This is a genomic window from Tichowtungia aerotolerans, assembly GCF_009905215.1.
GTDB classification, from domain to species: Bacteria; Verrucomicrobiota; Kiritimatiellia; order Kiritimatiellales; family Tichowtungiaceae; genus Tichowtungia; species Tichowtungia aerotolerans.
This window is the reverse complement of record NZ_CP047593.1, coordinates 713,611-730,536: the sequence shown is the minus strand read 5'-3', so window position 1 is coordinate 730,536 and position 16,926 is coordinate 713,611. Positions and strand designations below refer to the sequence as shown.

Annotated in this window: 10 protein-coding genes; all 10 read left to right on the top strand. The window is 52.4% G+C overall.

Translation table 11 applies throughout. The annotated features are described in order from the left end of the window. Positions 1–215 precede the first annotated feature (215 nt). Genes GT409_RS03135 through GT409_RS03090 form a run of 10 tightly spaced genes read left to right on the top strand, consistent with a single transcriptional unit; the run spans position 216 to position 16,879 of the window. A complete protein-coding gene (locus GT409_RS03135; protein WP_160626858.1) occupies positions 216–1,868 on the top strand; it encodes a sulfatase-like hydrolase/transferase in 1,653 nt (550 codons plus the stop codon). Next, a complete protein-coding gene (locus GT409_RS03130; protein WP_160626856.1) occupies positions 1,865–3,235 on the top strand; it encodes a sulfatase-like hydrolase/transferase in 1,371 nt (456 codons plus the stop codon). The genes GT409_RS03135 and GT409_RS03130 overlap by 4 nt, the downstream gene beginning before the upstream one ends. Before the next feature lie 36 nt (positions 3,236–3,271). Continuing rightward, complete coding sequence (locus tag GT409_RS03125) at positions 3,272–4,807, top strand: sulfatase family protein (protein WP_160626854.1); 1,536 nt, start codon at positions 3,272–3,274, stop codon at positions 4,805–4,807. Between the two features lie 11 nt (positions 4,808–4,818). Further along, positions 4,819–6,741: a sulfatase-like hydrolase/transferase gene (locus tag GT409_RS03120; protein ID WP_160626852.1), complete on the top strand. Its 1,923-nt coding sequence runs from the start codon at positions 4,819–4,821 to the stop codon at positions 6,739–6,741. Positions 6,742–6,800: 59 nt separating this feature from the next. After that, the gene (locus tag GT409_RS03115; RefSeq protein ID WP_160626850.1) at positions 6,801–8,972 is read left to right on the top strand and encodes a hypothetical protein; all 2,172 of its coding nucleotides are present in this window, start codon (positions 6,801–6,803) and stop codon (positions 8,970–8,972) included. A 25-nt stretch (positions 8,973–8,997) separates the two neighbouring features. After that, positions 8,998–12,846, top strand: coding sequence for a sulfatase-like hydrolase/transferase (locus GT409_RS03110; protein WP_160626848.1), 3,849 nt, complete (start codon positions 8,998–9,000; stop codon positions 12,844–12,846). A 20-nt stretch (positions 12,847–12,866) separates the two neighbouring features. Further along, the gene (locus GT409_RS03105) at positions 12,867–14,348 is read left to right on the top strand and encodes an MFS transporter (protein WP_160626847.1); all 1,482 of its coding nucleotides are present in this window, start codon (positions 12,867–12,869) and stop codon (positions 14,346–14,348) included. A 48-nt stretch (positions 14,349–14,396) separates the two neighbouring features. After that, positions 14,397–14,711 (top strand): L-rhamnose mutarotase, encoded by a 315-nt coding sequence (locus tag GT409_RS03100; protein ID WP_160626845.1) that lies wholly within the window; start codon positions 14,397–14,399, stop codon positions 14,709–14,711. A 40-nt stretch (positions 14,712–14,751) separates the two neighbouring features. Continuing rightward, positions 14,752–15,939, top strand: a complete 1,188-nt coding sequence (locus GT409_RS03095) for a hypothetical protein (protein ID WP_160626843.1) — start codon at positions 14,752–14,754, stop codon at positions 15,937–15,939. Then, positions 15,920–16,879, top strand: a complete 960-nt coding sequence (locus GT409_RS03090; protein ID WP_160626841.1) for a hypothetical protein — start codon at positions 15,920–15,922, stop codon at positions 16,877–16,879. The genes GT409_RS03095 and GT409_RS03090 overlap by 20 nt, the downstream gene beginning before the upstream one ends. Positions 16,880–16,926 lie beyond the last annotated feature (47 nt).

The following is a 16,926-nucleotide window of genomic DNA, read 5'->3' as shown; positions in this document are numbered from 1 at the left end:
TCAGCATGAAAAATCGATTAAAATATTTTGCCTTGGTGTCGGTGTTGCTCGGAGAAGGAGTCTGGGCGATCATGTAGCATGGCGGTTAAATTCCATTTGTTGGCGGAAAAATACTATTATTAAAACGGCTGACTTTATACCTTGCATGGATGAAGGATAGGCGGCGCGACTGGGCGGCATCCTTGAACCGTAAATGCTTAAGAAGGAATCAGAAGATGGTAAAAACAGCATTAGTTGCAGGGACTATTATGGCGGCCTCGCTTGTCGCGGTGGCGAGAACGCCGAACGTTGTCATTATTTTTACAGACGATCAGGGGTATGCGGATCTGAGCTGTCAGGGCAGCAAGGAGATGAAAACCCCGAACATAGATTCCATTGCACGAAATGGAATTCGTTTTACCAACGGGTATTCGTCGGCTCCGCAATGCGGCCCGTCGCGGGCGGGGATTTTGACGGGGCAGTATCAGCAGAAGTTTGCGATGGAACAAAATGCGGGGACCTTTACGAGCTTCGGGCTTCCGACGAACATCAAACTGTTTCCTCAATACATGAAAGAGGCCGGCTATACCACTGCGGCGCTGGGTAAGTGGCATATCGGAGGAAAGCTGAAAGAATATTTTCCCGAAAACCGCGGGTTTGATTTTGTCTGGTGCACGCCTGAAACCCCTTTTGTGCTGAATGGAAAAGAATACGATGGCCGTCGTTTCACGAAAACGTCTACGCATCAAACGGACATTATTACGATTGGTGCGTGCGATTTTATCGAGAAGAACAAGGATAAGCCGTTTTTCATGTATGTGGCGTATCACGTTCCGCATTCGCCCTACAAATCGGTTCCGAAATGGCTGGATCAGAATCGGGACGTGCAAGACAAGGATCGACGGATTCTCGCGGGGATGATTTCTGAACTGGACGATGGCGTGGGGCGGATTCTTTCGACGTTGCGCGAAAACGGGCTGGAGGAGGACACGCTGATTTTCTACGCCAGCGATAACGGCGCGCCGGAACAAAAGTATCCGCCGGCCAAAACCAGCAACGGGGTGCTGCGCGGCCAGAAAGGAAATCTTTACGAAGGCGGCGTTCGTGTTCCTTGGCTCGTGCAATGGAAAGGAACGATTCCCGGCGGGCAGGTACTCGATGATCCGGTGATTACGCTGGACATTCTTCCGACCAGCCTTGCGGCGGCGGGGCGTACCGATTTGATTGCGGCGGAGGTGGACGGTGTGAATCTGCTGCCGTTTTTTAAGGGGGAAGCTCCGCTCGCAGAACGTCCGATGTTTTTTCGTTGGGATGGTTGGCTTGGAATGCGGCAGGGGCGGTGGAAGCTGGTGTATCCGATCGCATCCAGAAAAACCGCCCCGCCTCCCTATGATTCCGGTACGCTGGAGCTGTACGACATGGATGCCGATATCGCGGAGCAGAAAAATCTGGCACAGTCCTATCCAGAGGTATTGCAGAAAATGGAAAAGCAGATGCTGGAGTGGAATCAAACGCTGACGGCACCCGGCTGGATCTCTGAAGATCGGAAAGCACAGCTGAGAAAAGTGTACGGCGAAGTGGGGATGACGCCGTATTCGGCACCGGGCTACACCGGTCGGCTTCCGGGCGAGATCCCGTGGAAAACCAAAGTCGGTTCTGAGAAAAAGACAAAAACGCCCGACTCAGCCCCGAAAAAAGAATCGGCTAAAAATGGCAGGCAAAGAAGCGTTTCGGCACGGGATAAGGATGGTGACGGGATCGTAACGCTGGAAGAATTTATCGCGGGCAGAGTGGATAAAACGGCGATTCTCACCGAGCAGTTTAAGAAGTGGGACAAGGATGGCGACGGGCAGTTGCAACCCGCAGAGCAGAGGAGACATCTAAAATGAAAACACTACTATTTTTGATATTCGGGGTTTGTCTGGCTGTGAATGCAGCCAAACCGAATATTATTTTCATTCTCAGCGATGATATTTCGCCGAAAGATTATGCGCTGTATGGCGGAAAAACAGCGTCGCCGGTTTTGGAAAAAATGGCGGAGGACGGGCTGTATTTCAAAACCGCCTGGGCCACGCCGCGCTGCATGCCGACCCGGGCGGTGTTGCTGACCGGCAAGTATGCCGTTCGTACGAAGGTGTTTGAAAACCAGGTTTATCCGCGGGGTGCCGATCATTACATTAAACCGCTCGGTGAACGGTTTGAAAATACCCTTGGCTCGCTGATGACGGCCAGCGGGTACCGTACCGCCATGGTCGGCAAGATTCAGACCGGTACCGTGCAAAGCTATGGGTTTCAACGCTGGTGTCTGGTGAATCATGCCGAAGGAAAATATATCTTTGATATGCGGCATTCGGACAATGATGTGGATGGTGCGCAAGTGGTTCAGGACGATGTTCACAGCACAGACTCTCTGTTCGATTACCTTCATGAGTTTACGGCAGAACAATCAGAAGATCCCTGGTTTGTCTATATGCCGCTCAATCTTCCGCACTGGGTGCGCAACCCCGACAACCCGGACAAGTGGGGGCCGCCCTGGGTTCCGGAGCTGGATGAAAACGGCCAGAAAACCGGCAAGCTGGTTCAGAACGATTTTGAGGCATGCATCCGTTACATTGATTATAAAATCGGTGGATTTGTTGAGCATCTGAAAGAGACCGGCCAGCTTGAGAATACCGTGATTATGTACGCGGGCGACAATGGTGCGAACCTTTATGGGAAATCGAATCCCGATCTGGAAAAAGGCGTGCATGTTCCGTTCGTGGTCTATGCGCCGGGCACGTTAAAGCCGACCGGAGCCTGTGACGAGCTGGTTGACTTTACCGATGTGATTCCCACCTGCGTCGAGCTGGCCGGCGGCGCGCTGCCGGAAGACGATGTGTTCGATGGTCACAGCTTTGCCCCTCTGATTCTCGGAAAGCCGTTCGAGGGGCGTGAATGGATTTTTTCACAGTGGTTCGGCTGCCGCTGGCTGCGAACCCAAAAGTGGCTGATTGACGGCCGGGGCCGCTTGTATGACTGTGGCGATAACCGCAATGAATGGGTACCCGGAGCGTATCAGGATGTGACCGAATCAACGGATGAGCGCGTGATCGCCGTGCGGAAAAATCTCGAGCGGATTTTAGAGAAACTGCCCGCACCGGATTACAACGATCCGGAACTGGCGCCGCAGTGGAAAAAGCAATGGCTCGACAATAAAAAGTTTGTGGATCCGTATGTGCCGCCGTATCTCGAAAAAGAGAGTGACGGCAAACGATAACCCGCTGCGTTGAATGCTGTGGAAAGGATCGGAATTATGAAAATGACAAAACTGATTTTGGATGGGTTGATGCTCGCAGGCTGTGCGGTTGCGGCAGCAAAGCCCTCTGAGGGTGGAGCGTTTGTTGCCGGTCCGGCTCGGACTTCTCCGAACATTGTTGTGATTTTTACGGATGATCACGGCTATGCTGATCTGTCGTGCATGGGGCTGGAGACGGATGTGAAAACGCCGAATCTGGATCGTTTTGCCGGAGAGGGCGTCCGCTTTACTGATGGTTATGTGACCGCACCGCAATGCGGACCTTCTCGTGCCGGGTTGTTGACCGGACGTTATCAACAACGCTTCGGTTATAATCATAACGGTATGGGACCCTTACCCCTAGAACAGAAGACGCTGGCGGATCGGCTGGGTGCGGCCGGATACAAGACCGGTCAGGTGGGTAAATGGCATTTGGAGCCGATTGCAAACGATGCCGCCTTTATCAATAAGAATGCACCGGGTGAGGGATCGCTGCGGGATCGTTACAATACGATTGATGAGGAAATCTTTAAACCTTACTACCCGTTTTCACGCGGATTTCAGGAAACCTTTTTCGGTTATGAGCATGACTATTGGGTGACTTATGACCTGCCGGGAAACCGCTTCAGTGAGCCGAAGAAAATTCAAACCGAAGGCGACCGTATTGATCGGCAGTCTGATGCTGCCGTCCGGTTTATCGACTATCATCACGACAAGCCCTTCTTCCTTTATCTGGCCTATTACGCGCCGCATGTTCCGCTGGAGTCTTCCAAAAAATATCTGGATCGTTTTCCGGGCGATATGTCCGAACGCCGCCGCATGGCACTGGCGATGATTTCAGCGATTGATGACGGTGTGGGACGGATCATGGAGCGGCTGGAACGCTATGGCATTGATGAAAACACGCTGATCTTTTTCATCAGCGACAACGGCGCTCCGCTTAAGCTCAATATGCGCGACATCACCCTTGAGTATCGCGGCGGTGCCTGGGACGGTTCAAAAAACACGCCGCTGCGAGGAGAAAAGGGCATGCTTTCCGAAGGCGGCATCCGGGTGCCGTTTCTTGTGCGCTGGAAGGGCACTATTCCCGGCGGGCAGGTGATGGATACACCCGTCATCACGCTGGATGTTGCTGCAACGGCCTGCGCCGTGGCTGGGCTGCAAAAGCCTGCGGAGTTTGATGGTGAAAACCTGCTGCCGATGCTTGCCGAGGGAAAGAAACTTCCGGAACGAACTCTGTATTGGCGTTTTTGGGAGCAGATCGCTGTGCGGAAAGGGGATTGGAAACTGCTCCGGACGAAGGGCCATTCGCCGTTTTTGTTCAACCTCTCTTCGGATAAAGAAGAAACGAAGGATCTGTCCGGAGCCTTCCCGGAAGTGGTGACTGATCTGCAACACAGAGCTGATGTTTGGACGAAGGAGCTCGTTTCTAATGCTCCTCTGACGGGCGACTGGCCGCTACAGGGCATCTTCTGGTATCAGCATTATTTTAATGTGCCTCTACCCGATGGGGTGGATGAAAGCATGAATCCGTTTAGCAGCATTGGCCGGTGAAGAAAGAAGATATGAATATTGGATATAGAAAAAATCAGATGAAGGCCGGATTCGCAGCAATTATCGTATTGTTATCTGCGGAGCTGCCCTCGTTTGCCGGGCAGAGCCGGCCGAATGTGGTGGTTATTGTATCGGACGATCACCGCTACGATTTGATGGGGCACAAAGGCTGTCCATATATGAAGACGCCGAATTTGGACCGTTTGGCCGCCGAGGGATGTTCGTTTGATAATGCGTTTGTCGGCAACGGCATTTGTTCACCTTCACGGGCGGCTCTGCTTACGGGGAAATATTCCCAGCGGGCATCGTGTTTCAGCATTCTGCTGAACAATGACTCGTTTCTTGAAAACCAGACGATGTTTCCGACATATCTTCAGCAGGCCGGTTATCGCACGGGGTATGTCGGCAAGTTCCATTTGGGGCGCGAGACGGAGCCGAAGGAGGGATTTGACCTTTGGGCCAGCTTCCCGTTTGTAGGCGGATTCTTTGATGAGCCGCTCTGGGTGAATGGCAGAAAGGTGGAAAAGAAAGGGTTTACGGACTATCACATCGCGGATTTTTCAGCGGAAACAATCCGGGAGTGGGGCGCACAGGATCAGCCGTTTTTCCTGATGGTGGGATTGAAAGCTCCCCATATCCCCTATGAATACCCGCCGGAACTCGAAAAGGCTGTGCAGGGACCGATTGAGCCGCCGGAAAGTTACGGGCAGATGCCGGAGGGCATTCGCGGCACACTAATTGACTGTCGAACCTTTCCTTATGCGGAGCAGAAGTATGGCGGGTTTTCGCCGTGGGTGGAGGCGTATGCCAAAAGTGCAACCAGCATAGATGTGTCTGTCGGAAAAATCCTGGAGGCTCTGGATGAGTCGGGCACCGCGGACGACACGCTGGTGATTTACACAAGTGACCACGGCTATTCGCTCGGTGAGTTCAGTCTGTGTGAAAAACATTATGCCTACGAGCATGTCATGCGCATTCCCATGATCGTGAAATATCCCGGTCGCGTTACTCCCGGGGCTGAAAAGAAGGATATGGTTCTGGCGATTGACATCGCTCCGACAGTGCTCGACTGGTGCGGGGTGAAGGTTCCGCGTGTGATGGACGGCAGAAGCTGGGACCGGCTGTTCCGGAACGCGGACCCTCTGACCGAAGGATTCCGCGATGAATTTTTCTATGACTTCTATCACTACATGGGTGAACAGCGACTTCCCGCCATGCACGCCGTCCGGACATCGACATACAAGCTGATTGAATATGAACGCAAAGAGGCTTCGCGCGAGCTGTATGATCTGGTCATGGATCCTCACGAGCTCGTCAACCTCATTGATGATCCCTCCCGCACCAGCGTGCTGGCCGATCTCGAAAAGCGCATGAAGCGGCTGAAGAAAGAGCACGGCTGGACTCCGCGCGTGATTGAGCCGCTGAAGGACTATTGGTTTCTCGGTTGTTTTACCGAAAAAGAGGATGCTCAGGTGTTCCCGGCTCTGAAAAAAGATGTCTTTTCGCTGGAGCCTCTGACGGTGGCGGGGAAGCGTTATGCATGGAGCGACGTTCATCAGGCGGACAACTGGATCTCCATTCCTCAATCTGTGGGTGGGCCGCTGTTTGCCTACATCGCACTGCCGGTAACGCGTCTTTCAGACGAAGACCCCTGTTTCCAAATCTGGAGTTATCTTCCGGGTATGGAACTGGAGGAAAACCGTCTGGCCCCCGCCATCGCCGGGTTTTTCAAAGGACGCAAATATTTTGAAACGGTCGAGTATGCAGAAGCCGAAGGCCGCGAAGGATTTTCGTACCGTTTTTTCAACCGTTTTAACCCGCCGCTGGAAAAGGGACAGAACCTGATCTGGATGCGCGTTATCGTTCCGCCGGGCGAGGGGAGTCATCGTTTTCGTCTGGATAAAATCTATCCGGACGGAACGCTTTCATTTTAAACCGGTTCCATTGATTAAAATTTAATGACGTGCGTCATGCAGATAAAGGAGATGTGGGCATGAAACAGAGAAATGTAATCAAACACTTGGGTCCGGCCTTTTCGGCGCTGTCTGCTGTCCTGCTGAACAGCACCTTGGCGGCAGCGGACGTGGTGACATCCGAGGACTTTAAGAATCCACCCAATGAATATCGGGTTACGCAATATCAGCTCAACAACCAGACGCTGAAAAAATACCCGCAATATGGAATCGGTGGCTGCATGGCTTTTTTCTACAACGAGCTGTATCGGCAGGGACCGACGGGGCCGGCAAAAATCGGGCCCTTGGTGGATGCAGCCCATGCATCCGGTTGCCCGGTGTGGCTGGCTGATGACTGGGGGTATCCCAGCGGGATGGCCGGGGGGAAGGTGGTTGCCGAAAATCCGGAGTATGAAGTGAAAGGGTTGACGATGCTTGAGCTGTCGGGTGCCGGCACCGCTCGAACAGAGTACACCCTGCCTGCGGATCTTTATGACATCGCTTATGCCTGCATTGTTCCGGTCGAAGATGGTCAACCGGTCCTGACGGAAGCACGAAAAATCACCGTTGAGCAGAGACAGTTTTCTTTTGAGGGGATTGCGGGCGACTGGCAGGTCCGGATCTTTGCCCGGTATGTGCGTGACAAAGATGTTCAGGCGCAGTCGACGATGCCGCAGTTCGGGCACACGGGCCGCTATCCCGACCTGATGAACCGCGAGGCGATAGCGCGCTTTATCGCCCATATGCACGAGCCGATTTTGGCTCAAATTACGGACCCGTCCCAAAAGGTAGAAGGTTTCTACTGCAATGAACCCAACCTGATGCAGACCCATTGGACGCGCGCCTATGATGCGCCGTATGCCTGTGTGCCGTGGACCGATAAACTGCCGGCGCGGTTTAAGGAGATGCACGGGTATGATCTCTATTCGGTTCTGCCGCATCTGTTTGAGGGCGGCGATGACAATGCCCGCCGGGCGCGCATTCATTTTCGCCAGGCGGTTGCCGCGCTGCTGACGGACAGTTTTTCGAAGCAGATTCGGCAGTGGTGCAATGCGAGGGGAATCAAGTCGAGCGGTCATTTCCTGCTCAATGAATATCTCTCCATGCATGTGCAGGGTTATGGTGATATGATGAAGTTTGTTTCCGAATTTGATGTGCCCGCACTTGATATACCCATTCCAAATCCCGATCAGTTCGAAACATTCGAATATCAGCAGAGCCGCTTTTTCAGTTCTGTCGCCGCCTGGAAGGAGAGAGACATGACTCTCATGCTGCTCGATCCGATCATCGGCGGATATGGATTGAAGCGACTTTCTCCGGATCTTCCGCTGCTGATCAATTCGGTGAATATGGCCGCATTTCACGGTGTGAACATGTTTACCTCTTATCTGCCGCTCGATCCGAAAAAGAAAAAGGATGCAAAAGGCCGGGATACCAGCGCCAAAGGCTACACAAAAGCGGAGTATCGCTTTCTCAATGAATACACCGGGCGCATAACTCAGGTGCTGCGCGGTGCACGGCGTGAGGCCGGGGTGGGGCTCTATTATCCGATTGCCATGTTTCAGGCAGATCTGCTCGCCTCCGACAAATTCTGGCCGCAGATTCGTGATCAATACACCGTGAGACAGCATGCCTGGGACCAAACCGAAAAAGCGCTGCTGGACGGCGACATGGAATATATGATTGTCCATCCGGAAGGAGTGGCAGCGGCGGACATCGCGGATGGACGAATAATCATCGGATCCGGTTCTTATCACACTCTGGTTATGCCGCAACTTGAGTTTCTTCCTCTTGCTGTTGGTGAACAGCTCAAACGGTTTGAACTGTCGGGAGGGAAAGTAATCTGGGTCGACCAGATTCCCCGTGGTGCCGAACACGCCGAGAATGATTTAGCGCTACAGGCTACGTTAAAGAATAAACGGGTGTCGCCGGTAGGCGAACTCGCTTCAACCATTACCGCATCGTACTCGTCAGAGTTTGATCTGACGTTCAGTCCCGGTACGGAACAATTAACCGTTGGGCGTTTTCATAAGGATGGCAGGCTCGTTTATCTGCTCGTCAACCGCAAACAGGAAGCAATTTCAGTCAACGTGAATGGTGGGGCAGAATCCGTGCAGGTGTTGGATCCTTCAACAGGGGAAATTCGAACTGAAACACTCCCTGTCGCACTTCCGATAGGAGGTATTCGCGCTATGCTGTTGATTGCGGAATGATCATATACACTTAAAGGAGGTTTCTGTGAGACAAATCAAAACTGTTTTACTGTTGGCGGTGCTCGGTTGGCTCTTTGCCGAATCAACCGCTGCCGCTCCGAATATTATTATGATTCTGATCGATGATATGGGCTGGGCGGACAGTTCAACCTATGGGTCAGAATTTTACCAGACGCCGAACCTGACCCGACTTGCAAAAGAAGGAATGTTGTTTACGGATGCGTATGCGGCGGCTCCTTTGTGTTCTCCAACACGGGCAAGCATCATGTCCGGTCAGTATCCGGCCCGACTGCGGATGACTCAGGCGATTACGCCCAAGGATGTGCCGGAACCGCAGGCCCTGCCTCCCAAAGGGAATGAATATTGCGGACTGGTGCAGAACAAAAACCATATGCCGCTTGAGGTCTTTACATTGGCGGAGGCGCTTAAGGAAGAGGGCTACAACACGGCGCATATCGGGAAATGGCATTTGACGTCATCAAACCCGGGCTGGAACGGTGGTGACTCAACCTATAACGCTGAAAATCAGGGTTTTGATTATGTCATCGGGGGCGGGCATCTTCCGGGGCCGCCCGATTATTATTCGCCTTATACCGGAAATAAAAAAAGTCGGCAGGGTGGGATCAGAAATCTGAAACCGGGACCGGAAGGCGAATACCTCAATGAGCGGCTGGCGGAAGAGTCCATCAAATGGATGGACTCGGTGAAAGGTTCCGGGAAACCGTTCTATCTGAATTTCTGGCACTATGCGGTGCATGGACCGGTGATTGCCAAGAAGGATCTGCTTCCGAAATATAATGAGCGGCGTGATCCGGAGAACCCCCAACGCTGTCCGGAAATGGCGACCATGCTCGACAGTATGGATAACAGTATCGGCATGCTGCTCGACTGGCTCGACAAACCGGAAAACCGTACACTGAAAGAGAACACAGTCGTCATTGTGACCTCTGACAACGGAGGCGTGATCCACAACGATGTAAACGGCAATCCGTGGACTTCGAATCGTCCGCTGCGCGGCGGTAAAGCCAATACCTATGAAGGCGGGGTTCGGGAGCCATGGATTGTGCGTTGGCCCGGTGTCACTCGGCCTGGTTCGGTTTGCAGTACGTCGGTTCAGTCGATCGACATTTATCCGACCGTGCTGGAAATGGTTGGCACCAAACCTTCGAAAGACGTTCTTCTGGACGGCCAGAGTATTGTGCCGCTACTGAAAGGTCAGATGATGGCGCATCAGCCGATTTTTACTCATTTTCCGCATTACATGGGGGTTCTCTGTGCGCCCTCAACCAGTGTGCGAGCCGGGGATTATAAACTGATTCGCTATTATTATGCCGGTGATAATGCGGCATCCCATGCGTACGAACTCTTCGACCTGAAAAGAGATCCGTCCGAAGCAATCAATCTGGCGGCTTATTTCCCCGAAAGGGTGAAAGAGCTCGACCGACTGATCGATTCGTTCCTGAAAGAAACCGATGCGCTCGTTCCGGTCCGCAATGAAAACTATTCAGGAGATCCTCAACTCAACCGTACCCGTCAGGCTGTAAAAAATGCACCTGATCGTCCGCAAAATCTGCGTCTTCCTGAGGCGGTAATCAAAACGGAAAAGGCGGGCAGTCGTTGCCTGCAGCTGCTCGATCAGGACAATCAGCCGCGCAAAACTCATGCGCTCGTTGTGGATGGCGGAGAATGGGTGCACGTTGAAAATAATCCGGACGGCAGTGTGCTGGTGCAGTGGGATGTGATTCCTAACGACGAGACCGTTAGGGTGCTCTTTGGCTGGAAGGGCGGCGAGATTCCCCATGAAATCAACCTGGCAACCATTCCGCCGTGTGAGCTGGTCATTGGACCTTTAGCAACTTCCTCCGAACTTCGGCCGAAAATCCAGCAAACTGTGAGCTGGAGTGTTGATGTTTCTCCGAATGAAACCGAAGTCGTGTCAGCTCCTGACAATGCAGTCTGGTCTGAAGGGTTCAATTCGGATTTCTCGAACCCGTATGCCAAGGGTTCGTTCGGCCCGCAGTTCGGTGTCACCACTCCGGGCATTGTTACTGATGGCTCGCTCGCCGGGGTTGAAGGGGACGGGTTTGCCGCGCTGAACTTGAAGCGTAAGGAAACGAATGGCAAAGCGAAGCAGTTCGGCGGCATGGACGTATCGCTGGGGACCGTGACGGACGCCGGCGTAACCTATACCTTTTCCGGAAAATTCGGGTGGCGCTACGGCAAGCCGGCTTCCGCCCGGGATCTTGAGATCATTAAGGAGTTTTCCGGTTTTTTGATTGGCGGGAAGAGGCCGGCTTCGATGGTGACACCTGCATTCAATTTTGGCGAACTGCCTCAAAAACAGCTGAAGGACTACCGCTTCAGCTACACGACGCAGCCGGACGATGTCGGCAAGACGATCGGCCTGCGCCTGCGGTTGGTCGATTTGAATAAGGTGACCGGACTCACGCAGTTTTTGACGGATGGTTGGGCCGTAACGGCGGCACCCGCCGAGGCTGCTGCCGGGGTGCGGCTGCCTGGAATCTTCTCCGACGGCATGGTGTTGCAGGCCGATGCACCGGTTCAGGTCTGGGGCCGGGCGGAGCCGGGCGATGCGATAACCGTTGAGTTCGCCGGGCAAAAGAAAACCGCGAAAACGAATGACGAGGGCACGTGGCAGGTAACGCTCGATCCGATGTCTGTTTCTTCCAACCCTCGGAGAATGACGGTTTCCTCAACTCGAAACTCTGAACTCGAAACTCTAAACTTCTCCAACGTACTCGTTGGAGAAGTCTGGCTCTGCGCGGGGCAGTCGAATATGCGCATGACGGTTCGCGGTGTGACCAATGCCGGAAAGGAAATGAGCAACGCGGATTTTCCCGGCATCCGCTTTTTTACAACGCCGGCTATCGGCCATGAGGAACCGCAGGAGGATGTCGATGCCAACTGGACGGTCTGTTCGCCGCAATCCGTGGGGAATAGTACTGCCACCGGCTATTTTTTCGGGCGCAAGCTTCATCAGGATCTGAATGTGCCGATCGGGCTGGTTGATATTTCCTACGGCGGTGCGGTGATCGCCACATTTATGGATGCGGAAACAGTCAGGCACACACCGGCAAATGAGTTGATTTATCAAAAAGATCAAACGTTCCTGAATGCGAAAAAACTGCGTGAGCAGGGGATTTCCTCCCGTTGCTATAATGCGATGGTCGCGCCGGTAGCTCCGTATTCTGTTCGTGGAACAATATGGTATCAGGGCGAAGCGAACGTTGGAACTCCGGATGAATACGTCACTTGGTACCGCGATTATATGAACATGATGCGGACAAAATTCAAGAACCCTGATATGCCGTTCTATCATGTCCAGTTGGCTGGCTTTGAAAACCAGTTGAAACCTAAGCCGACAAATGTCCCTCCAGAGGTATGGGCGCGCTTCCGTCTTGCTCAGGAAGAAATCCTTCAATTCCCTCATACGGCAATGGCAACGGCTATGGATATCGGCATGAAGGAAAATATTCATCCGAAAAACAAGCAGGAGGTCGGACGGCGGCTCGCGCTGTGTGCGCTGAATAAAACCTACGGCAAAACCGATGTCATCTGCGAGGGGCCGCGCGTCAAGGTGCTCAAAAAGAAGGGGGCAAAAGTCGCGGTTACGTTTTTCAACTGCGGGGACGGTCTGAAATTGAACGGCGACTTCGGCGGTTTTAGCGGTCTGCTTGAAGACGGAACCTCCATCGCGCTGTCCGGGAGAATCACGGGAGCTGATACGGTGGCGATTGATCTGGCCGGGCAGGCTGTCACGCACCTGCGCTACGCCTACGCAAACTATCCCGATTGCCCGCTGGTCAATGGGGCCGGGCTTCCTGCTTTTCCCTTTGAGCAACCTGTGAATTGAAAGGAATCCCGAGGTTCAGAATGGAAACAGTCAGTAAGAAAGTCCCGATGAAGGAAAAGCTCTCGTGGGGGCTTGGCGGGTTCAGCGAACAGATTGCAGTCAACGGGCTCAACGGCATGTTCATGCCGGTGTACAATATAGGCCTCGGTCTCGATTCGGTGTTGATTGGCTGGGCGATGACAATTCCCCGCTTTTTTGACATGATTTCTGACCCGGTGGTTGGAAACATGTCCGACAACTGCCGCAGCCGTTTCGGACGCCGGCGGCCGTTCATTCTGTGGGGCGGCATTCTGATGGCGCTGATTTTCGGGCTGACCTATATGGCGTCACCCCATATGGGGCAGCGGTCGATGTTTGCCTACGCAACAGTTGCCTGTATCCTTTTTTATCTGGCCTACACTGTTTATTCTGTTCCCTATACCGCGCTCGGCCTGGAGCTGACCGATGATTATGATGAAAGGGCCTATATCCAGAAGTACCGCTGTATTTTTAACTCGTTGTCGGCATTTGCACTTCCGTGGATTTTTAGTCTCTGTCTTGTGGTCGGAAACTACTCCCGTGGACTGCTGGAGCAGCAGCATGTGGCGTGGTTTCAAAAACCGCTTATGATCTTTTCCAAAATGGCCGCGGATGGTTCGGTCAAGGCTGAGGTGCTCGGTTCCCGCTATGTGGCCTGGGCCTGTGCGCTGTTTATTTTGATTGCTATTATGCCTGTCTCCTTTTTTGTGAAAGAGCGGGTGAAATCCGCAAGTCAGGAAAAAATCGGATTGTGGTCTTCGGTGAAGTTGGTCTCAAAAAACAAATCTTTTGCATTGTTGCTCGGGATGATTCTGTTGGTGATTACCGGAAACTTTTTTGTGAATCCCTTGATGCAATATCTGAATATTTTCTATGTGCATGGCGGTGACAAGGTAGCCGGAGCAACTCTGTTTGGGCTGTTTGGCAGCACGCTGGCTGTCACTATGTTTATCAGTTCGTTCATTGTGCCGGTTCTGGCTCAGTTGCTGGACAAAAAGAAAGTGTTGCTTATCGGGCTTTTAACAGCCGCTGCAGCCAACTTGTTGAATCTCATTCTGGTGAATCCGGATTATCCATACCTTCAGTTAATCTCCGCCGCCATGCTCGGGTTTGGACTCAACTGTTGCTGGCTGCTCAACGGCGCATTTATTGCCGATGTCTGCGACGAAGATGAGCTGGCTTTCGGTTATCGCCGGGAAGGTATGTTTTCTGCGGCGTTTGGTTTTGTCGTTAAGCTGGCCTTTACGGTGATCGGTGTGGCACTCGGTGTTCTGCTCAAAAAGGCAGGGTATATCGCCGGCGCGGAAACCATGACGCCGGAAACCATTACACGGTTGCGCTACATCCTGGTCTTCTTTCCGATGAGCTGTCTCGCTCTTGCGGCCGTCATTTTCAAGTTCTACCCGCTTACCCGTGAACGCATCCACGACATTCAGAAACAACTGAACATTCAAAAAAAGATCTCTGCGGATCAAGTTGCGTGATGGTGTGCCCCGATTATTTGCGAGGGTAAGCCAACAGAAAGAAGATAAATGAAGCACAATGCATTCAAACTCAAGCTGAAGCCAGGCTGCGCGGATGAATATAAAAGGCGCCACGGTGAAGTCTGGCCTGAACTCGTCAAAGCCCATTCCGATGCCGGAATTTTGTACTACTCCATCTATTTTGATGAGGAGACACTCACGCTGTTCGCCATTCAGATACTGAGCGATAATAACACGGTGGATGATTTGAAAAATTTGGAGATCGTTCAGAAATGGTGGGATCACATGGCTGACCTCATGGAAACCTATCCCAGCAACATGCCGATCTTCCAGCCGCTTTCCGAAGTTTTTCACATGGCGTAATATGGAGCGGGGCTCAAAACAAATTTGAGAAGGAGACGGGATGGCATTCAGGCTTTTGAATATTACAAATGAGGTCGCGCTCAGCGATGGTTCGCAATCTGACTTGGAGACGCTGCTATCCAGCGATCCGGCATATAAAATCCCGCGCCTGAAAAATGGCGACATCAATTGCCGAAAGCTTGTTGAACAGTTTCGTTTGCCCGAGGACTTGCCCCGTAATTTGGCCAACGCACTCTATTACATTGATGCAATGGCAACCAATGACGGTGCCGATCAGCTCCAGACTGAATTTGAAAAGGTGCATCCGGATTTTACTTTGCAGGAAGCCCACGTCTGTCCGATCGGCTGCTCAATTAAAGCATGGCTTAAAGATTCTGACCTTGTAAAACGGGTATTGGCTGAAACCAGCGTTGAAAATATTCAGGCAACCGATGTGTTCCGCGGGCCGCTCGGTGAAACCCGCAAAACGGTCACCAAAAAACAGATCTCCAAACTCACAACCCTCATGGGTCTCTGGTTTGACGCGAACCGTCGGGGGAAGAGGGCGGAAATTACCTATTTTAAACGCGCCGGAGCAATCTGGTTTGTTGTGCGGCGCGGCGATGCGTTTAAACGCGAAGCCCAGATCAATCAGGATACCGGCGAAAGTGTCGCTTCATTCGGATACAAAGAGCTGCACGATATTGTCATCTACGATTCCGAAATCAACGATCTTCAGGTGCATGCGGACGGAACCAAAGTCAAACGTCAGTATGCGCTGGCATTTGGCGAAGCGCTATTTGGCGACCTCGATTTCTTCCAGCCGGGCGATGTTTACACCCTTAAGCCGTTGCTCAAAAAGAAATCTGGGGCCTTAAACTGCGGCGGTATTCCCGGCCTTAACGGTGCCCGGTTGTTCCGCATTGAATATCCGGTCGGCAACAGCCAAAACGAAACGGTTGCCCATAAGTCGGATGACCTGCTACTCTCATTTGATGAGCGGGAAAAGGCTCTGGCATCATCCGGTGTTCTCTGGAATTCCATCCAACAGCTCAGGCAGGCCACCATTAAACTGGAATTTGCCGAAGTGGACGGTGTTCAGATTGGAGAGCGTTCTGTTCGTATTTGCCCGCCCGGACGTGTCCTTTTTAAACGCGATGGAGCCGCACCTTTAATTGAACGGTTTTTGAAACAGAACGGCTACGTGCTGGATAAGCCGGAGGCTGAGGATGCTGAAAACCCTGCTTGAAGCCTTCCCGTCCCTGTCTGCGCCCGCTTTCATCTTGCGTGATACTCTGGGCACGGAGTCGTTCGACCGGCTTCGGCAGCATTGGTTGCAGCCGACCGGGTCACGCCCCAAATCACATCCCTGTCAAAAATGCAACGGGACTCACCGCATTCATTGGCATTCCGATCAGGACATCGTTTCTATTCCGCCAGCCGATTCCTACTGCGAAAAGCAGGCTCTTTCATTCGATGATGCCTGCCTCCTCCGGTTTGATGTGTATCGGTTTGCTGAACAGCTTTGTCAGCAGCTTGAAATCACTCCGGAATCACATCTGGATATTTCCCGTTTCCCATGCCGTATCGGTTGGCTCGCCGGAGCAACCCTGCAATATCCCGTGTATCTGCTTTTCGGCAGCTCCTTTTCCTGCGAACAGGCTGCAAAAAAACTGTTGATCGAAGAAGAATCCCCATTCGTTCTGTTCTCCAGTTCGGATCTTCCGGAATTGTTCCCGCTGTTCAAAAAGAAAAAATGTGCATTGCTTTCATTGTTCCGCATTGCTGAAATCAACCCCCTTCACCTAAAGGCATCCGTGCCCGGAAAAAAGCTGTTTTCAGAATTTCTATATGGAGCTGAAGACTCTATTTACGTTCCCAGTCCAGATGTCCAGATTACTCTGGATTTCAAACGAATCATTTTTGACGACGGGTATGAAATTAACTTAGCCAAGGCCCATAAACGCCGTGCGGTAGTCCGTTTTATCCAGGAGCATGTTCGCCGGTCTGGCAAGCGCCAATTTGATGTCGAAGTAATACGGGACGCATACAACCGACAGTATCCAAAAAAGCCATGGAGCAGTGACCGGTTTAAAGAAGACCTTTTTAGGGGAGCTCCGCCTGGCGATTTCGACCGAATATTTGAAACCATTGATGCTGCAATGGGAAAATATAGCTGGCTTTTATAAGTTTCCACCCGTTTTCCATTTCCTTTCCATAGCCCGCTTCCATGCGG